Source organism: Rhizobium sp. 01N48 (assembly GCF_056399145.1).
This window is the reverse complement of sequence record NZ_JBFTQT010000003.1, coordinates 115,954-133,030: the sequence shown is the minus strand read 5'-3', so window position 1 is coordinate 133,030 and position 17,077 is coordinate 115,954. Positions and strand designations below refer to the sequence as shown.

23 protein-coding genes are annotated in these 17,077 nt (G+C 62.1%); 9 read left to right on the top strand and 14 right to left on the bottom strand.

Annotation, left to right across the window (positions count from 1 at the left end):
* Window positions 1-198 precede the first annotated feature (198 nt).
* The gene (gene glcF / locus AC1DOG_RS07030; RefSeq protein WP_477927186.1) at window positions 199-1,527 is read left to right on the top strand and encodes a glycolate oxidase subunit GlcF; all 1,329 of its coding nucleotides are present in this window, start codon (window positions 199-201) and stop codon (window positions 1,525-1,527) included.
* 73 nt (window positions 1,528-1,600) lie between these two features.
* Window positions 1,601-2,038 carry a hypothetical protein gene (locus AC1DOG_RS07025; protein ID WP_477927185.1) on the top strand — a complete coding sequence of 146 codons (438 nt, stop codon included), beginning with the start codon at window positions 1,601-1,603 and terminating at the stop codon, window positions 2,036-2,038.
* A gap of 43 nt (window positions 2,039-2,081) precedes the next feature.
* Here the strand turns inward: AC1DOG_RS07025 and AC1DOG_RS07020 are convergent, their stop codons facing one another.
* A complete protein-coding gene (locus tag AC1DOG_RS07020; protein WP_018898549.1) occupies window positions 2,082-2,753 on the bottom strand; it encodes a L,D-transpeptidase in 672 nt (223 codons plus the stop codon).
* 123 nt (window positions 2,754-2,876) lie between these two features.
* Window positions 2,877-3,620, bottom strand: a complete 744-nt coding sequence (locus tag AC1DOG_RS07015) for a L,D-transpeptidase (RefSeq protein ID WP_477927184.1) — start codon at window positions 3,618-3,620, stop codon at window positions 2,877-2,879.
* 212 nt (window positions 3,621-3,832) lie between these two features.
* Between AC1DOG_RS07015 and AC1DOG_RS07010 the strand changes: the two genes are divergently transcribed.
* Together AC1DOG_RS07010 and AC1DOG_RS07005 are read left to right on the top strand one after the other, a co-directional pair.
* Window positions 3,833-4,462 (top strand): DNA-3-methyladenine glycosylase I, encoded by a 630-nt coding sequence (locus AC1DOG_RS07010; protein WP_477927183.1) that lies wholly within the window; start codon window positions 3,833-3,835, stop codon window positions 4,460-4,462.
* Window positions 4,459-4,959, top strand: a complete 501-nt coding sequence (locus tag AC1DOG_RS07005; protein ID WP_477927182.1) for a hypothetical protein — start codon at window positions 4,459-4,461, stop codon at window positions 4,957-4,959. The genes AC1DOG_RS07010 and AC1DOG_RS07005 overlap by 4 nt, the downstream gene beginning before the upstream one ends.
* Before the next feature lie 12 nt (window positions 4,960-4,971).
* On the opposite strand, the gene AC1DOG_RS07000 is transcribed toward AC1DOG_RS07005, so the two are convergent.
* The 4 genes from AC1DOG_RS07000 to AC1DOG_RS06985 all read right to left on the bottom strand — a co-directional run bounded on the left by AC1DOG_RS07000 (window position 4,972) and on the right by AC1DOG_RS06985 (window position 8,141).
* Window positions 4,972-5,676 (bottom strand): HAD family hydrolase, encoded by a 705-nt coding sequence (locus tag AC1DOG_RS07000; RefSeq protein WP_477927181.1) that lies wholly within the window; start codon window positions 5,674-5,676, stop codon window positions 4,972-4,974.
* A gap of 64 nt (window positions 5,677-5,740) precedes the next feature.
* Window positions 5,741-6,268 carry a TadE/TadG family type IV pilus assembly protein gene (locus AC1DOG_RS06995; RefSeq protein ID WP_477927180.1) on the bottom strand — a complete coding sequence of 176 codons (528 nt, stop codon included), beginning with the start codon at window positions 6,266-6,268 and terminating at the stop codon, window positions 5,741-5,743.
* Window positions 6,268-6,792, bottom strand: a complete 525-nt coding sequence (locus AC1DOG_RS06990) for a TadE/TadG family type IV pilus assembly protein (RefSeq protein WP_477927179.1) — start codon at window positions 6,790-6,792, stop codon at window positions 6,268-6,270. Before AC1DOG_RS06990 ends, AC1DOG_RS06995 begins: the two co-directional genes overlap by 1 nt.
* Window positions 6,793-6,797: 5 nt before the next feature.
* Window positions 6,798-8,141: a TadE/TadG family type IV pilus assembly protein gene (locus AC1DOG_RS06985; protein WP_477927178.1), complete on the bottom strand. Its 1,344-nt coding sequence runs from the start codon at window positions 8,139-8,141 to the stop codon at window positions 6,798-6,800.
* Window positions 8,142-8,470: 329 nt separating this feature from the next.
* Here AC1DOG_RS06985 and AC1DOG_RS06980 point away from each other — a divergent pair, with 329 nt between their 5' ends.
* Window positions 8,471-9,520 (top strand): aldo/keto reductase, encoded by a 1,050-nt coding sequence (locus AC1DOG_RS06980; protein ID WP_477927177.1) that lies wholly within the window; start codon window positions 8,471-8,473, stop codon window positions 9,518-9,520.
* Window positions 9,521-9,583: 63 nt separating this feature from the next.
* On the opposite strand, the gene copM is transcribed toward AC1DOG_RS06980, so the two are convergent.
* The 7 genes from copM to relB all read right to left on the bottom strand — a co-directional run bounded on the left by copM (window position 9,584) and on the right by relB (window position 12,327).
* Window positions 9,584-9,961 carry a CopM family metallochaperone gene (gene copM / locus AC1DOG_RS06975; protein ID WP_477927176.1) on the bottom strand — a complete coding sequence of 126 codons (378 nt, stop codon included), beginning with the start codon at window positions 9,959-9,961 and terminating at the stop codon, window positions 9,584-9,586.
* Window positions 9,962-10,035: 74 nt separating this feature from the next.
* Window positions 10,036-10,320, bottom strand: a complete 285-nt coding sequence (locus AC1DOG_RS06970) for a hypothetical protein (protein WP_477927175.1) — start codon at window positions 10,318-10,320, stop codon at window positions 10,036-10,038.
* Window positions 10,321-10,459: 139 nt separating this feature from the next.
* Window positions 10,460-10,774: a BrnA antitoxin family protein gene (locus AC1DOG_RS06965; protein WP_112533569.1), complete on the bottom strand. Its 315-nt coding sequence runs from the start codon at window positions 10,772-10,774 to the stop codon at window positions 10,460-10,462.
* Window positions 10,737-11,015, bottom strand: a complete 279-nt coding sequence (locus AC1DOG_RS06960) for a BrnT family toxin (protein WP_477927174.1) — start codon at window positions 11,013-11,015, stop codon at window positions 10,737-10,739. Before AC1DOG_RS06960 ends, AC1DOG_RS06965 begins: the two co-directional genes overlap by 38 nt.
* A 65-nt stretch (window positions 11,016-11,080) precedes the next feature.
* Window positions 11,081-11,836, bottom strand: a complete 756-nt coding sequence (locus AC1DOG_RS06955; protein WP_477927173.1) for a hypothetical protein — start codon at window positions 11,834-11,836, stop codon at window positions 11,081-11,083.
* 10 nt (window positions 11,837-11,846) lie between these two features.
* Entirely contained in the window at window positions 11,847-12,116 is a 270-nt protein-coding gene (locus AC1DOG_RS06950; protein WP_477927172.1) for a type II toxin-antitoxin system RelE family toxin, read from the bottom strand.
* On the bottom strand, window positions 12,100-12,327 hold the full coding sequence (relB, locus tag AC1DOG_RS06945; RefSeq protein WP_477927171.1) for a type II toxin-antitoxin system RelB family antitoxin: 228 nt from the start codon (window positions 12,325-12,327) through the stop codon (window positions 12,100-12,102). Before relB ends, AC1DOG_RS06950 begins: the two co-directional genes overlap by 17 nt.
* A 150-nt stretch (window positions 12,328-12,477) precedes the next feature.
* Between relB and hisS the strand changes: the two genes are divergently transcribed.
* The 4 genes from hisS (at window position 12,478) to AC1DOG_RS06925 (ending at window position 16,384) form a co-directional block, all read left to right on the top strand.
* Window positions 12,478-14,079 carry a histidine--tRNA ligase gene (gene hisS / locus AC1DOG_RS06940; RefSeq protein ID WP_477927170.1) on the top strand — a complete coding sequence of 534 codons (1,602 nt, stop codon included), beginning with the start codon at window positions 12,478-12,480 and terminating at the stop codon, window positions 14,077-14,079.
* A 180-nt stretch (window positions 14,080-14,259) separates the two neighbouring features.
* A complete protein-coding gene (locus AC1DOG_RS06935; RefSeq protein WP_477927169.1) occupies window positions 14,260-15,378 on the top strand; it encodes an ATP phosphoribosyltransferase regulatory subunit in 1,119 nt (372 codons plus the stop codon).
* Complete coding sequence (gene hisG, locus AC1DOG_RS06930) at window positions 15,378-16,073, top strand: ATP phosphoribosyltransferase (protein ID WP_477927168.1); 696 nt, start codon at window positions 15,378-15,380, stop codon at window positions 16,071-16,073. The genes AC1DOG_RS06935 and hisG overlap by 1 nt, the downstream gene beginning before the upstream one ends.
* 53 nt (window positions 16,074-16,126) lie before the next feature.
* Window positions 16,127-16,384, top strand: a complete 258-nt coding sequence (locus AC1DOG_RS06925) for a hypothetical protein (protein WP_477927167.1) — start codon at window positions 16,127-16,129, stop codon at window positions 16,382-16,384.
* Between the two features lie 120 nt (window positions 16,385-16,504).
* On the opposite strand, the gene AC1DOG_RS06920 is transcribed toward AC1DOG_RS06925, so the two are convergent.
* Window positions 16,505-16,951, bottom strand: a complete 447-nt coding sequence (locus tag AC1DOG_RS06920) for a DoxX family protein (RefSeq protein WP_112944563.1) — start codon at window positions 16,949-16,951, stop codon at window positions 16,505-16,507.
* Window positions 16,952-17,077 lie beyond the last annotated feature (126 nt).

Here is a 17,077-nt window from a genome sequence, read left to right as displayed (position 1 = left end):
CCGCGCACCCCCCTCTGTCCTGCCGGACATCTCCCCCACAAGGGGGGAGATCGACTCGTGGCTTGCTCTCAGCCAACCAATGGGAGTGGAACGAGCGGTTGCGCCCAGCCGATCTCCCCACCTGTGGGGGAGATGCCCGGCAGGGCAGAGGGGGGTACCCCACCCACCAATGCAGCGAGAAGGGCGGATAAGCCTGACATGCAAACCAACTTCACCCCCACCCAGCTTGCCGATCCCCATGTCGCGGCCTCCGAGCAGATCCTGCGCAAATGCGTTCATTGCGGCTTCTGCACCGCCACCTGTCCCACCTATGTCACGCTTGGCAACGAACTCGACAGCCCGCGCGGTCGGATCTATCTCATCAAGGACATGCTGGAAAACGACCGCCCGGCCGACACGGAGGTGGTCACCCATATCGACCGCTGTCTCTCCTGCCTCGCCTGCGTGACGACCTGTCCCTCCGGCGTCGATTACATGCACCTTGTCGATCACGCCCGCGCCCATATCGAAAAGACCTACAAGCGCCCCCTCATGAACCGGCTGACGCGCGGCATCCTGGCCGCCGTTCTGCCCTATCCCGGCCGCTTCCGCCTGGCGCTTCGACTGGCCCGCATCGGCCGGCCGCTCGAAAGCCTTTTTCGTCGCCATCAGGCCCTGAAACCCTTCGCCGCCATGCTGGCGCTCGCCCCGCGCAGCCTGCCCGCATCCTCGCATCTGGCAACGCCGGCAACCCACCCAGCCGAAGCTGGCGAGAGGCAAGGCCGCGTGGCGATCCTCACCGGCTGCGCCCAACAGGTGCTCGACCCATCAATCAACGCGGCGACCATCCGGCTTCTCACCCGTCTCGGCGTCGAGGTCGTGGTGCCGAAGGGAGAGGTCTGCTGCGGGTCGCTGGTCCATCACATGGGCCGCGAGGAGCAGGCGCTGGCGAGCGCCCGGGCCAATGTCGATGTCTGGACCCGCGAGATCGAAAAGGGCGGGCTCGATGCCATCATCATCACCGCGTCCGGCTGCGGCACGACGATCAAGGATTACGGCCACATGCTGCGGCTCGATCCCATCTACGCCGAAAAGGCCGCCCGCGTTTCCGCGCTCGCCCGCGATGTCACCGAGTATCTGGCGACGCTAGACCTTCCCTCGCACGTGCCGAGGGGGCTGACGGTCGCCTATCACTCCGCCTGCTCGATGCAGCACGGCCAGAAGATCACGCTGGCGCCGAAGCAGTTGTTGAAGGCGGCGGGCTTTACGGTGCGCGATCCGGCCGAAGGTCACCTCTGTTGCGGCTCGGCCGGCACCTACAACATCATGCAGCCGGATATTTCCGACGCGCTGAAGGCCCGCAAGGTGAAGAATATCGAGGCGACGAAGCCCGATATCATCGCCACAGGCAATATCGGCTGCATCACCCAGATCGCGTCCGCCACCGCGATCCCCATATTGCACACCGTCGAGCTGCTCGATTGGGCCTATGGCGGCGAGAGGCCGGAAAAATTGAAGGCCAGCCAAGTTGACGGCCAACAAAATTAGCGGCCAGAAAAATTTAAGGGTTTCGGGCTAGCCTGACGCGGCCGGATCGTCCGGCGGCATTTGGAGCTCAAGCATGCATCGTTTCATCCTGGCGTTCACCGCTCTTCTTGGCGCCACCGAAGTCGCACACGCCGACAGCCGTTTCTTCTGTTCCGCCGACGACAAGAATGTTCGCTTCACCGTCGAAAGCGGCTTCAAGGCGGAGAACGGGCACGTGCTCAATCATTTCCGTGGCGCGCTTATTCTGAAGAACGAAACTGCGCCTCAGCCGCTGGGCCGGATCGATCTCGATTCCGACAGCCTAACGAACCACTGGTCGCACAATGGCGAGCTCAGGCTCGAGGTTCTCTATGATGGCGGGAAAGCGGCGGGTGGCCAGACGGCCAATCTGATCGTATCGGCCGAGCAGCGCAACAATGCCAAGGCCTTTGCCGGCACCTACGAACTCGCGATCGAGGGCGGTGCGGCGCCGCAGGCCTTCAACGGCAAAGTCAGCTGCGGATCGAAATAGGCGGCCGGAAACCCAGCCGCCCTTCTTTTCATGACATGAGGCGTCAGCCGCCGAAGATCGTTCTCAGGACGTCGATGCCGCGGTCGTCGAAGGCGACGTTGCCCTGCTTGTTGCCAGGGCCGACGACGATCACCTTGGTGCCGACGGGAACGCGGTCGTAGAGATCGGCGACGTCGTCATTGACCATGCGGATGCAGCCGGAAGACAGGTTGAGGCCGATTGTCCAGGGCTGGTTGGTGCCGTGGATACGGAAAATCGTGTCGCGGCCGCCCTGGTAGAGATACATCGCGCGGGCGCCGAGCGGATTGTCGGGGCCACCCGGCTGTACGGCCGGCAGATTGTGGCCGGCGCGGGCCTCGCGGACGCGCATTTCAGCCGGCGGCGTCCAGGTGGGCCATTCAGCCTTGCGGCCGATCTTCACCACGCCCGACCAGCCGAAGCCTTCGCGGCCGACGCCGATGCCGTAGCGCGTGGCCTTGTTGCGGCCTTCGACGAGGTAGAGATACTTGTTGACCGTATCGACGATCACGGTGCCCGGCGCTTCATTGGTGATGAGGCGGACGACACGCTTCTTGTATTGCGGCTTGATCTGCTGGCTGTGCTTGACGCCACGAACGGCGTCTGTCGCCGTCATCACGGGCTCGGCGCTGGCAACGGCCACCATACCCGACATCGCGACGGCAACGGCCGCCACGAGCAGAGACACTTTCTTCATTTCGATTTCCCTCTCAAGGCACGATCGCCGGCAAAGCTAACCGAATCGACCGGGATTTCAAGCTGGAAACCCTGAAAATGCGGGGGTAGGCGGCAAGGTGTGTCCTTGCCGCCATAAGAAAATTCAGATCACGATGACCCGCGTGCCCACTTTGACACGCTCGTAGAGGTCGACGACGTCCTCGTTGCGCAGGCGGATACAGCCCGAGGAAACCGCGCTTCCGATCGTCCACGGGGCATTGGTGCCGTGGATGCGGTAGAGCGTCGAGCCGAGATACATGGCGCGCGCGCCGAGCGGATTTTCCGGTCCGCCATCCATGCGCGCCGGCAGATAATGGCCCTTCGCCGCCTCGCGGCTGATCATTTCCGACGGCGGTGTCCAGTCCGGCCACTCGGACTTGCGGGTCACCTTGTGCACGCCGGCCCACTCGAAGCCCGGCTTGCCGACGCCGACGCCATAGCGCCGCGCCTTGCCGTTTGCCATGACCAGATAGAGGAAGCGGTTGTTGGTATCGATGACGATGGTGCCGGGCGGCTCCTTGGTCTGGTAGTCGACCATCTGCGGCAGGAACTGCGGCTCGATCTGGCCACGGATCACCGGAACGCCGGGATTGATCGCCGAGACCTGCTGTGCTGCCGGCGCGCGACGAACGGCGCGCGGGGCGAACAGTCCGCGCTGCTGCTGCACGACAACGGGGCGCTGGTAGACGACGGGGCGAACATTGCCGCCGCTGAGCTGCATGATCCACGGTGCCGCGAGATCGGGGCTCAGCACGACAGGTGGACGGGAAACATAACGGTCGTCGCCAAGGGCGGCCGTGGAAAAGACGCCGAGCAGGGCTGCGGCGAGCAAAACGGATTTCATCATCGGACGAACTCTCTACAATGGCCGAAAATGGACGGGCGGCATCCGCCACCTGCCGATCATGCTGCCACCGCGCTCGCCAGCGAATGGTAAACCCGCGTTCACTAAAAGCCGAACTGGCCCATAAACTTTTCGTCAGGGTTATCGTTCGGTTTGGAAACAGGGTTTGCAAATGGTAAAGCCGGATTCGCAGCCGCTGAAACGAATGGAACGTGATGAGCGAGACAGGCATTACAATCGGTGAGGACGGCAAGAGCCGCTGTCATTGGCACGGCAACCTGCCGGATTATCTGCGCTATCACGACGAGGAATGGGGCAGGCCGGTCGTGAACGACATCCGCCTGTTCGAGAAGATCTGCCTCGAAGGCTTCCAGTCCGGCCTCTCCTGGCTCACCATTCTGCGCAAGCGCGAGAACTTCCGCGCGGCCTTCGCCGGCTTCGATTTCGAGAAGGTGGCGCTGTTTAACGATGAGGATGTCGAGCGTTGCGTGGCCGATGCCGGCATCATCCGCCATCGCGGCAAGATCGTCTCGACGATCAACAACGCCAAGCGCGCGATCGAGCTGCGCGACGAGTTCGGCTCGCTGGCGCATTATTTCTGGAGCTACGAGCCCGGTCATAACGAACGCCCCAAGGTGGTCGATCGCGCCACGATCATGGCCAATCCCACGACGCCCACCTCGGTCGCCATATCCAAGAATTTGAAGAAGCGCGGCTGGACCTTTGTCGGCCCGACCACAGTTTACGCATTCATGCAGGCAATGGGTCTCGTCAACGATCATCTCGAAGGCTGCTACTGCCGTCCCGAAGTAGAGGCGATGCGCGACGCATTGGTACGTCCATGAAAAAACTGAAACTGATGGCAATGGCGGTCGCCGTAATCGCGATCGCGCCCGCCGCCATGGCGCAGACACCCGAGCTGCAGCGCGGCGAAAGGCTGGAAAAGCTGCAGTTTCCGGCGGCAACAATGGAGCTCAAGGGCTGGACGAAATTCGGCAACGGCAAGGTCTATACCTTGCCCGTCAAGGCTGGCCAGCATGTGAAGATCGATTTCTCGACGAAGAGCCAGTTCGCTTTCCTCGCGATCTTCGATCTCGCGGCCCCTGATGATGAGGCGATCTTCGGCACCGACGAGGACGGGCAGACCTTCCAGACGACGGTCAAGCAGGACGCCACCTGGCTGCTCCGCCCTTATTATTCCAAGGCCTCGCCAAGACGCGGCCTCGGCGCACCCTACAGCATTCTCGTGGAACCGCAGGCAGCCTCGGCCACGCCGGCAACACCCGCGCCGGCCCCTGCCGACGACAGCAAGCCGTCGCCGCTCTTCCCCTCGCGCAAGTAAGCGAAGCTTCGTCTAACCCAAACTGTCGATCACGCCGCGCAATTCGCCGAGCCGTTCGATCTTGCGAAAGCGCGGCGCCTCGGTCGGCTCCTCGACATGCTCGAGCACCCAGGTCAGTTCGTGCGGCACGAACACGCCGTAGCTGCCGGCGGCGATCGCCGGCACGATGTCCGATTTCAGCGAGTTCCCCACCATCATCGCCCGCTCCGGCCCGCCGCCGATCTTGGAGAAGATTCGGCGATAGGTGACCGCCGTCTTGTCGGAAACGATCTCGACGGCATGGAAGAAATCGCCAAGGCCCGATTGCGCCAGCTTGCGCTCCTGGTCGAACAGGTCACCCTTTGTGATCAGCACGAGCAGATACTGGTCGGAAAGCGCGGCCAGCGTTTCGCGCACTTCAGGCAGCGTCTCGACCGGATGCGAGAGAAGATCCCGCCCGGTATCGAGGATCTGCGCGATCACCGAAGCCGGCACATTGCCTTCAGTGATTTCGATCGCCGTCTCGATCATCGATAGCGTAAAGCCTTTGATGCCAAAGCCGTAATGCTGAAGATTGCGCTTCTCGGCGGCCAGCAGCCGGTCCGAAACCACCGTACCCTCGGCGTAGTCGGAGAGCAGTTCGGTGAAGTGCGTTTCCGTCAGCCGGTAGAATTGCTCGTTCTGCCACAGCGTGTCGTCGGCATCGAAGCCGATCGTGGTCAGCGTGCGGGTCGTCATGGGCGCACCCTCTTGTTCATCCAAAACAATTAGGAGCCTCGCGCCTTCACCGCAAGGGATTGCGTCACTGATAGACGATGGCGCCGATGAAGCGCGGGCGCGAAAAGGCGGTTTCCGCGAACGTCATGCTGCCGAAGCCCATGATGTTCGACATCGCCGTGTAGCTTGCCGCGCCCTCGACATAGATCACCGAGTCGCCGTCCGTCAGCTGCGGCAGCGTCGATGCGCTGAGCACCTGCGCCTTCAACAGGCCGGCCGTGCCGCTCTCCTTCGTCCAGTCCAGCTTGTAGACCCCGGCGGTCTTCTTGATGCTGGAAATCCGAAGCGCGATCGGGGCCGTGCTGTTTTGCTGCAGATGCGTGAAGACGCTGTAGAGATTGGACACGAAGGTATTGTCGATCGAGGTCTGGCGCGAAATCACGTCGGCGACGATACCATTGGCCTGCACGATATTCTGGTAGGTTCGGTACATGTCGAACACCGTGATGCTCGCCAGGAAGAAGAACAGCAGGATCGGCGCCAGCAGCGCGAACTCGATCGCGGATGCGCCGGAGCGCTCGCGGATCAGGCGGGAAAAGGCGTGCTTCAACATCAGGTCGGCTCGTTGACGAAGGCAAAGCTGGAGGTCAGCTGGATGGCGCCGGTGTTGTCCTTGGGAAAACTCAGGCCGAAGCCGAGTCCCGGCACCAGCGGATCGACGACATAACATGCGCGGGTGAAGATGATCTGCGAGGGCTGGCCGGAATTGTAGGTCGTGACAGGATCGATGGCGACGGAGCGGTCGACGCAGGGCGTCCCCGTCGTCGGAAAGTCGGACGCTTTGCTCACCGGCGTGAACTCGATGCGGATCGACTTGACGCAATCGCTGAGGATCACCGCTTCCTTGCACACTGAAGCCTTGAAATCGGCATAGCTCATCTTGGCGCCGTTGATCTGCAGCGCGCGCGAGCTGCGGCTGACGGCACGGTCGAGCATGATCGACTGCGTCATGATGAAGCCTGCCTCGAAGATCGAGAAAATGACGGCAAAGATGATCGGCGCCAGAATGGCGAACTCGATCGCCGCCGCGCCCTTGCTGTCGTCGAAAAGCCGGCGCGCGCTACTGAAAAAGCCCATTCTCATTACTGCGTCAGTCTCAATTTGCGGATCGATGTCGAGATCGACTTGAACGCGTCGCCGATGCCGGAGCCGGAGGCCTGGTAGAAGTGGGCGGAGCTCGTCGCGCAGTTCTTCATGGCGTTGATCGCCGTGCTGTCGCTGCCGAGCTCGAAGCCAATGGTGAAGATGGTGATGCCCTTCGCCTTGGCGGTCGTGCAGATCTTGCTCAGGAAGGACGCAGTGTCGCCGGCCAGCGTCTTGTTGCTTTCCTTGAGATCCGGCGAACGCGTGTAGTCGTTCGGGCGATACTGCGCGGTGATCACGCCATCCGTCATCAGCACAAGCACCTTCATCGTATCGGCGTCGCTGAAGCTCGAGGGGCGGTTGGAGAACTTCGAGGACATCTGCCCGCTGGCAATTGCCGCCTGGACGATGCTGGAGGAGGCCGGGTTGAGCAACATATAGCCCCACTGCATGGCGTTCTGTGTGCCGGTGCCGTCATAAAGCTGCAGCGCGCTCAGCCGCGCTTTGAGATAGGTCGCGTCATTGGAGAAATAGGTGATTGCGTCCTCTTCGCCAGGACACCACCACCATCTCTTTTCCTTGTCCGTCGTGTTGTAGTTCCAGTTCGTGAAGATCGGCAGGTTCGACCGAGCCTTGAAGCTTGGGATCGCATCGCTGCCGTAGCCCGTATTGTCGAGCTCGAAGCAGGAGCCCTTGTAGGTCGGATCCTTGGTCGGCTGGGCCTGACCGGTCAGGCGCGTACCGCCCAGCTTGTCGAACACCGCGGCTCCGGCATTGACGTGTCCCGCATAGGGCACGACGCTGATCGTCGTATAGTCCTTGGTGTCGTCGGTCAGGATCTGGTCGATGAACTGCTGCGACGCGAGCTTGAGGTTCTTGATCTTGCTCCCCACCATCGAGCCCGACATGTCGAGCATCAGCGACAGCTCGATATTCTGCTTGGCTTCTTCCGCGCTCGACGCCGTCTTGATCGTCAACGTCTTGACGCCGGCAAGATGCATGAAGGCGGTGTTGATCGTGTAGGAGGCGTTGGCCGAGATCTTGCGCGAGTTCATCGCCGTCGCTTCGGAAAAGTCGATGGCCACGTCGGCGCCGTAGGCGAGATTGTTCATATAGCTTTTCAGGACGTCGGCGGTCTTCTGCTTCTGCGACAGCGATGCCGCCGCCAGCACGCCGCGGTCGAGCCCATCCTGCATTTCCACCCGCACGGCCTCGTAGCGCGCGAGATCGACCCCGGCACCACCGGCCAAGACCATTGGCACGAAAAGCAGCGCGACGATCATCGCCACGTTGCCGCGCTTGTTGCGCAGCAGTGAACTCACAAGCTGAACCAAGAATGTCATGATTGCCCCCGCATCTGCGAGGATTGTTTAGGTGGGTATCAATTAGAATTTTATGAATCCGCTCGGAAAACGCAGTAAATACAATCACTAAGAGCGATAATTATTGGGTGCAATCAAGGTTGCGCGCCAATGAGTTGCGGGCGTCCGATATGGCTGCAACCCCTGCGTATCGCGCGAGCCGTTGAAACCGCTCACGCGCAACTTATGTCTGATGGGTTCATGCCTGCGGCAGGCGCCGCCACCCCAGCGCCTCGCCGCCCAAAAATCATAGAACCGGGATCATTCCCTCCGCCGGCTTCACGGCGGTCCTCACAAGGAAACGTTTGACCATGCGTTACAACCAGCTTGGAAATACCGGCCTGTTCGTCTCCGAAATCTGCCTGGGCACGATGACCTTCGGCGCCGCCGACGACAAAAGCCCCTGGGGCGCCATCGCCGATGTCGATCAGAAGGCGGCTGATGCGATCGTCGAGCGGTCGCTTTCGGCCGGCGTCAATTTCATCGATACCGCCGACGTCTATTCCTTCGGCGACTCCGAGAAATTGCTCGGCCAGTCGTTGAAGAACCTCGGCGTCGCCCGCAAGGACGTCGTCATCGCCACCAAGGTCTATGGCGCGATGGGCGACAAGCCGAACGACCGTGGCGCCTCGCGTGGGCACATCATGGATTCCGTCGAAAAGAGCCTCGAGCGCCTGCAGACCGATCATATCGATCTCTACCAGATCCACGGCACCGACAGTGTCACCCCGATCGACGAGACACTCAGAGCGATGGACGATCTCGTCTCGCGCGGCCTTGTCCGCTATGTCGGCGTCTCCAACTGGCAGGCCTGGCGCATCGCCAAGGCGCTCGGGATTTCGGAGCGCCGAGGCTTCGCCCGCTTCGAGACCGTGCAGGCCTATTACTCCATCGCCGGCCGCGATCTTGAGCGCGATATCGTGCCAATGATGAACGAGGAAAAGGTTGGGCTGATGGTCTGGTCGCCGCTCGCCGGCGGCTTGCTGTCGGGCAAATACGGCCCCGGCGCGCCCGGCAACGGCGAAGGCCGCCGCGCCGCCTTCGACTTCCCGCCTGTCGACAAGGACCGCGCCTGGTCCTGCGTCGCCGTCATGCGCGAGATCGCCGAAAAGCACGGCGCAAGCGTCGCCACCGTGGCGCTCGCCTATGTTCTCGCCAAGCCTTTCGTGACGACTGTCATCATCGGCGCCAAGCGCATCGAACAGCTCGACCAGAACCTCGCAGCCGTCGGACTGAAACTCGATGCCGACGACCTGAAGAGGCTGGACGAGGTGAGCCAACTGGCGCCCGAATATCCCGGCTGGATGCTCGCCCGCCAGGGCACCGGCCGCCGCCCCGCGCCGTTCGAACCGAAGGCTTGATCACATCGAAACGCTGGACGCCAACACAAACCCGGCGTCCAGCATATAACCGCGGAGGCGGCCTTACTTGGCGTGCGCCTTCAGCCACGCCTGCATCTCGGTGATTTCGGCTTCCTGCGCCTTGATCACGCCCTCCGCCAGCTTGCGCATCTCGGGATCCTTCCCGTATTGCAGCTCCACCTTGGCCATGTCGATCGCCCCCTGGTGGTGGGCGATCATACCGCGCACGAAGTCGATATCGGCGTCGCCGCTATATTCGATCATCATGTCCTTGTGCATCTTGTTGTTGGCCTCGGAAAAGGCATGGCTGGACGGGCTGTGGTCGCCCATCGGCATGCTCATGTCCATATCCATCGGCTTGTCTTCCGCGCTTGCGGGAAGAGCGCTGAACGAGAGGCCGGCGATAAGACCGGTGGTGAGAGCGAGTAGTTTAAAAGACATAGGATTTCCTTCCTCAGTCTGGCAATGAAAGTCCGATGCGGCTGATCTTGCCGCGTTTCTCAGGGTCTAGATTGTCAGATCAACCGGGGAGGGGGCGCCTGCGGCGCCGGCCGCGCGCCGGGGAAGGCAAGTGCGATCGCCGGCGAGGGATAGGCGAAAACCTGCTTGCCATCGGCATGAACGATCACGTCGACCGGCACGACCAGGCAGGCGGAACAGAGCGGCATATGCGCCATGCCGCCGTCGGCACACGGGTTCTTCTCCCGCTCCGAGACCTTGACGGTCTCGCCCATCTCCATATCAGGCATATGATGGTGCAACTCGCCGGCAGCCATATCGACAGCGGCAGGCTGGCTCATCGACGCGCACATCGGGCATCCCGCCCACGCGAACATCGTTCCGTAGATCAGCCAAGCCACTATCATCGCCGCGATAGAGAAAATCCGCATCGGCCAAACATAGGCAAGCCCGCCACCGCTGCCAAGACGCCGCGTCGCGCTAATCGAGCTTGGCGGCCTTGCGTAACGCATCGTTGATCCGCCCTTGCCACCCCTTGCCGGTCGCCTTGAAGGCGTCGATCACATCGGGATCGAGCCTCAGCGATATCTGCCGCTTCGGGCTCTCCACCGCCGGCCGCCCGCGCGAACGCCGGATGCTCTCGGCAAGCTCGGGGAAAACCTCGGCAAAGGGGCGAGCCTTCTTGAAGTCCTCTTCCGTCCATTCGGGGTTCTCTGGGTCCTCCGCGATACCGCGCTGGATAGCGGCCTCTTCCTCGTCAGTGAGGCCGAGGATCTTTCGACTTGAACTGTTCATAGAGCCTCCTTTCCTGGCGGCTTGCCCGGCGCATCGAGATAACGGAAATCCCCTCGCTCCCGAGAACGGCAAAAACGACGGCAATCACATCCTCGATCAGGACACCCACGGCCTTCAGCCTCGGGCTCCTGGCGTCGAGGATCACCGCCGCGGCGAAGAACTCCTCATCCAGGTCACAAAAATCCAGCCCATGCTTTGCAGCATTGCGGACGCGTTTCGGCTCATCCCAAACGATCTTCATCGATACGATATCGCAAAATAAAAGTGATACAATAAATCTTTGATTGCATCACGATATCTTGCAATTCACCAGGCCGCAATCACCTGATGGATAACCTGATAATCCGCGCTTTCCTCGCCTATCGGCACCACCGGCCAGGCCCAAGCCGCCCGCGCCTCCGGCACCGCCACCCCGTGCATCAGGTCGCTCTCCTCGTGGGTCTTTCCATTACGGTCGATCACCGCATATGAGATGTCGGTAACAAGGCAACTCTTGAACGGCATGCGCGACAGGCCGGAAAGATGTGCCGCAATCAGCTGCTCCACCGTATCCTCAGGCATCCGCTGCCGCTCGGCCTCGAACCGCCGCTGCACCCCGCGCCCGATCTGCGACAGGAGATTGGCCGAAACCACGAGATCCAGATAGGGTACATTGCGCAGGAACCCCAGCGGCTCCGGCGTCTCGCCGGCCGCGAGCGCATCATAGCCAGAGAGATCACGCTCGATCAGCCGGACATTGCGATAGGCCTTGCGGCGCATCTTCATCCTCACCGTCGCGACATGCACGAGATCGATCAGAACGACAGTATCGAAGCTGGCCGCCAACTCCCGGATCGGCACATCGCGCAGCAAGCCGGACCCCAGCACCACGGCCGTCCGCCGCTGCTTGCAGCCCGCTATCGCCGCAAGGATCGCCCGCCTCGTATTCGTTTCATGCTCCGCCCACTGCCGGCTGCAACGATTGGCGCGCGACCAGAGATTGACGGAGTAGCGGATGTATTTGCGGTGCAGCTTGCTGGTGGAGGGGAGGGTGGCGGCGTAGAGGAGGGCTTCGGCGATCACGGACTGGCTTTCATCGATAAATTTCGCGGCGATGGCCGATGTCGATCACGAGAACGACGAGCCGGTTGTCTTGCAGGTCGCAGATGACGCGGTAATCGCCAACACGATAACGCCAGAAGGTCCCAAGCTCCGATCCCTGCAGGGCGTCGCCGATCTGCCTCGGGTCGTCGAGTGATGCGAGCCGATCGTACAGAAAGCTGCGAATGCGGCGTCGTGTCTGCTGGTCGAGTTTCTCGACATTTTTGCGGGCGTGGCGGTCGAACTCAATCGTCCAGGCCACGCCAGAACTCCTCGGCGCTGATGATCTCGGACTCGCCGCTCTTGATCCTGAGCATCGCCGCTTCCGCCAGATAGAGATCCTCCAGATCCTCCAGATGCGTCTCGATCGCCTCGCGGATATAATAGGTGGCGGTGCGGCCGGTGCGGTTTGCCAATGCCTGCAGCCGCTCGTAGGTTTCGTCGGGAAGACGGATGGCTGTTTGCTTGCTCATGTCGGCGGCCTTCGAGGATTGGGATGCGTGTATCCCAATCTATCACGGCCCAACTTGTCTGTCATGTCGGATTTGTCGACCGACACTTGCCGCATCCGGCCCTTTCCGCTAGGAAACCGCCACTGTCACACTGAGCGGAAGACGTTGGAAATGAACGACAAGCAGAAGAAACCACAAAAGCTCAAGGCCAGACTTCCCCGCGGCTTCGTCGATCGTTCGGCGGCCGATATTCGCGCCGTCAACGAGATGACCGCGAAGATCCGGGAGGTCTATGAGCATTATGGTTTCGATCCTGTCGAAACGCCGCTCTTCGAATACACCGATGCGCTCGGCAAGTTCCTGCCCGATGCCGATCGGCCGAACGAAGGCGTCTTCTCGCTGCAGGATGACGACGAGCAGTGGATGTCGCTGCGCTACGACCTGACGGCGCCGCTCGCCCGCCATGTCGCGGAAAACTTCAACGAGATCCAGCTGCCCTACCGCACCTACCGCGCCGGCTATGTCTTCCGCAACGAGAAGCCCGGCCCGGGCCGCTTCCGCCAGTTCATGCAGTTCGACGCCGATACCGTCGGCGCGCCCGGCGTTCAGGCCGATGCCGAGATGTGCATGATGATGTCGGACACGCTGGAAGCCCTCGGCATCAAGCGCGGCGACTATGTCATCCGCGTCAACAACCGCAAGGTTCTCGACGGCGTTTTGGAAGCGATCGGTCTCGGCGGCGACGACAAGGCCGCTCAGCGCCTCAACGTGCTCCGCGCCATCGACAAGCTCGACAAGTTCGGTCCCGAGGGCGTGGCGCTGCTGCTCGGCCCCGGCCGCAAGGATGAGTCCGGCGATTTCACTAAGGGTGTTGGCCTTGAGCAGGGTCAGATAGACAAGTTGCTCGGGTTTATGAGTATTCTGCAAAGCGCGGAAGCAGCTTTGGACTCGCATCCACTCGTGCAAAACCCAGTGCCTGGAGTTGAGATCGACGGTCCAAAGGCTGTGCGGGGTGCGATTTTCGATACTCTGCATAACAACTTCAAAGATTCACCAACCGGTGTCGAAGGCGTCTTCGAGCTGAAGCAAATCTGGCAGCTGGTCGAAGCGGCCGGCTACCAGTCCGACCGCATCAAGATCGACCCTTCCGTCGTCCGCGGCCTCGAATACTACACCGGTCCGGTCTACGAAGCCGAACTCACTTTCGACGTCACCAACGAAAAGGGCGAAAAGGTCGTCTTCGGCTCCGTCGGCGGCGGCGGTCGTTATGATGGTCTGGTCTCCCGCTTCATGGGCCAGCCGGTTCCGGCAACAGGCTTCTCCATCGGCGTCTCGCGCCTGATGACGGCGCTGAAGAACCTCGGCAAGCTCGGCCAGAGCGAGGTTATCGAACCCGTCCTCGTCACCGTCATGGATGGCGATGTCGAGGCCATGGGCCGCTATCAGCGCATCACCCAGGAACTGCGTGCGGCCGGCATCCGCGCCGAAATGTACCAGGGCAACTGGAAGAAGTTCGGCAATCAGCTGAAATACGCCGACCGCCGCGGCTGCCCAGTCGCCATCATTCAGGGCGGCGATGAGCGCGCCGAGGGCGTCGTGCAGATCAAGGACCTGATCGAGGGCAAGCGCCTCTCCGGCGAGATCGAGGACAACGCTTCGTGGCGCGAAGCCCGGGTTGCGCAGGAGACGGTCAAGGAGGCCGATCTGGTCGCCAAGGTGAAGGAAATCCTGGCGGCGCAGGCGGAAGATCGCAAGCGAGCGTCGAATGGTTGAGCGGGGAATACCCCCCTCTGTCCTGCCGGACATCTCCCCCACAAGGGGGGAGATCGGCCAGGTTCATCCGCTCGCCCCACATTCACTGTTTGGCGCAAGCCGCGCAACACATCGATCTCCCCCCTTGTGGGGGAGATGTCCGGCAGGACAGAGGGGGGTAGCCCCGGAGACACCAACCCCATGCCCCTGATCAACCTCCCAGCCTTCTCCGAAGACCTGCTCGCCGAGTGCGCCGCCCGCAGTACCGAGCGCGTCGACACCCCGGTCATCCAGCCGGCCGAACCCTTTCTCGACATCGCCGGCGAGGATCTTCGCCGCCGCATCTTCATGACCGAGAGCGAAACCGGCGCCAGCCTTTGCCTGCGTCCGGAGTTCACCATTCCCGTCTGCCTGCGCCATATCGAAAGCGCCATGGGCACGCCGAAGCGCTATGCCTATCTCGGCGAGGTCTTCCGCCAGCGCCGCGAAGGCGGCAATGAGTTCTATCAGGCAGGTATCGAAGATCTCGGCGATATCAATATCCCGAGCGCCGACGCCCGCGCCATCGGCGATGCGGCCGGTGTGCTGTCGCGCCTGCTGCCGGGCAAGAAGCTGGCCGTTACGCTCGGCGATCAGGCCGTGTTCGAAGCCGTCGTCCAGGCGCTCGGCCTACCGCTCGGCTGGCAGAAGCGGCTGATCCATGCCTTTGGCGACACGACCCATCTCGAGGCGTTGCTCGCCAGCCTCGTCAGCCCGCAATTCGTCACCGGCCTCAGCGACGATATCGCGCGCCTTCTCGGCGCCGACGATGAAGAGGCGCTGGTCGCCCATATCGACGCCACCATGCAGGCGACAGGCTATTCCACCAATGCCAGCCGCTCGCCGCAGGATATCGCCCGCAGGCTGAAGGAAAAGCTGATCCTGTCGGAAACCCGGCTCGATGACGCGGCCTTCCTTGTGCTCCAGGAGTTCCTGTCGCTCAACGTGCCGCTGATCAATGCATCTGCGGCCTTGTCCGGCTTCGCCGATGCCGCCGGCCTCAAGCTCGGCAACGCCCTGTCGCGCTTCGATGGTCGCGTCGCCGCACTCGCCAATGCCGGCGTCGATCTCTCGCTCATCGATTATCGCGCCGCCTTCGGCCGACCGCTGGATTACTATACCGGCCTCGTCTTCGAGATCGGCGTCGAGGGTTCGGATGCCGTGCTCGCCGGTGGTGGTCGCTTCGACAAGCTGATGACCCTGCTCGGCGCGAAAGAACGCATCCCGGCCGTCGGCTTCTCGCTGTGGCTGGATCGCATCGAAACGGAAAGGGCCGCCTGATGACCATCACCATCGCGCTGCCTTCCAAGGGCCGGATGAAGGACGACGCCTCGGCCATCTTCGAGAAGGCCGGAATGAAGATCACCGCTGTCGGCAACGACCGTTCCTATCGCGGCCGCGTCGAAGGCTGGGATGATGTCGAGGTCGCCTTCCTCTCGGCCTCCGAGATTTCCAAGGAGCTCGGCAACGGCACGGTCGATTTCGGCGTCACCGGCGAAGACCTGATCCGCGAAGGCCTGGCGGAGGCCGACAAGCGCGTCGAGTTCTGCGCCCGCCTCGGCTTCGGCCACGCCGATGTCATCGTCGCCGTGCCGGAGATTTGGCTCGATGTCGACAGCATGGCCGATCTCGGCGATGTCGCCACCGATTTCCGCGCCCGCCACGGCCGCCGCCTGACGATCGCCACCAAATACTGGCGCCTGACGCAGCAGTTCTTCTCGCGTCAGCACGGCATCCAGCTCTATCGCATCGTCGAGAGCCTGGGCGCCACCGAGGGAGCGCCGGCCTCGGGCTCGGCCGATATCATCGTCGATATCACCTCGACGGGCTCGACGCTGCGCGCCAACCACCTGAAGATCCTGTCGGATGGCGTCATCCTGCGCTCCGAGGCCTGCCTCGTGCGCGCCCGCAAGCAAAGCCACGCCAACGAGCCTTCCGTTACCCGCCTGATCGAAGCCGTCCGCGCCGCGCTCTGATGGCCGGCGAGGACGACAACATTGTAGCGGGCAATGACAATCCGGGCGCTGCCATGGCGGAGCCACTTTTCCGATTTCAGCCACGCTGGAAGGAAGAACTCGTCGTTACCGGCAGCGGTGGCTCCTTCGTGCTGGAGCTGCCGATGGGCGTATTGTCGGCCTACCTTCCAAGCGAGAACGAGTGGAAAGAGCACGGGCCGGAATGGGCGCGTGACCTCTGGCCCGAGTTGCGGCGAGACCTCGACGAATGGTGTCGCACCCATAACGCCGATCTCTATATAATCGCAACGGCAAGCGTTTATTCGCTTTAGCCGCTCGACTGCTGCAGAGACCGCCGTGCAACCTCCTCACTTGATTGAGAACGCAAAAAAAAGCCCGCCGCCAGATGACCTGACGGCGGGCTTTTCATACTTGGGAGGATGCTATGCCGATTATGCAGCGACCGGCAGGGCGCCACGGCGGGCGTCGATCGAGTAGAGGCCCGGGCCGAAGGTGGCGAGCAGGATATAGGCGCCGGCCAGCGTGAAGTTCTTCATCAGCATGATGCCGTTGAGAGCGTTGATCCAGCCGAGAGCGGCATCCGGCCAGCCTGGGACGGCAACGGTGCCGGAGTGGAAGACGAGACCGGTGAAGACGCAGAATGCGGCCAGTGCCCAGCCAACGATCTTCGTCTGGAAGCCGATGAGAACGGCAAGGCCGGTGACGAGTTCGAACAGGCCTGCGAGGTAGGCAAGGGCGGTGGCGGCAGGCAGGCCGGCGCCGGTGATCATGCCGGCGGTGCCAGCCGGGTCGGTCAACTTGCCAAAGCCGGAATAGATGAAGATGAAGGACAGAAGAATGCGGGCGACGAGAATGACAATGTTCTGGGTATTCGACATGGAACTGTCTCCGGTTGAATGAGTTGAGACCGGTGTGCCCCCCGGCACGGTTGTCGATCTCGTATGCACCGTTTCTCCTCTATTTTGGTCGTCATGGAAAGATGGACGGGAGCGGACAGTTCGTTC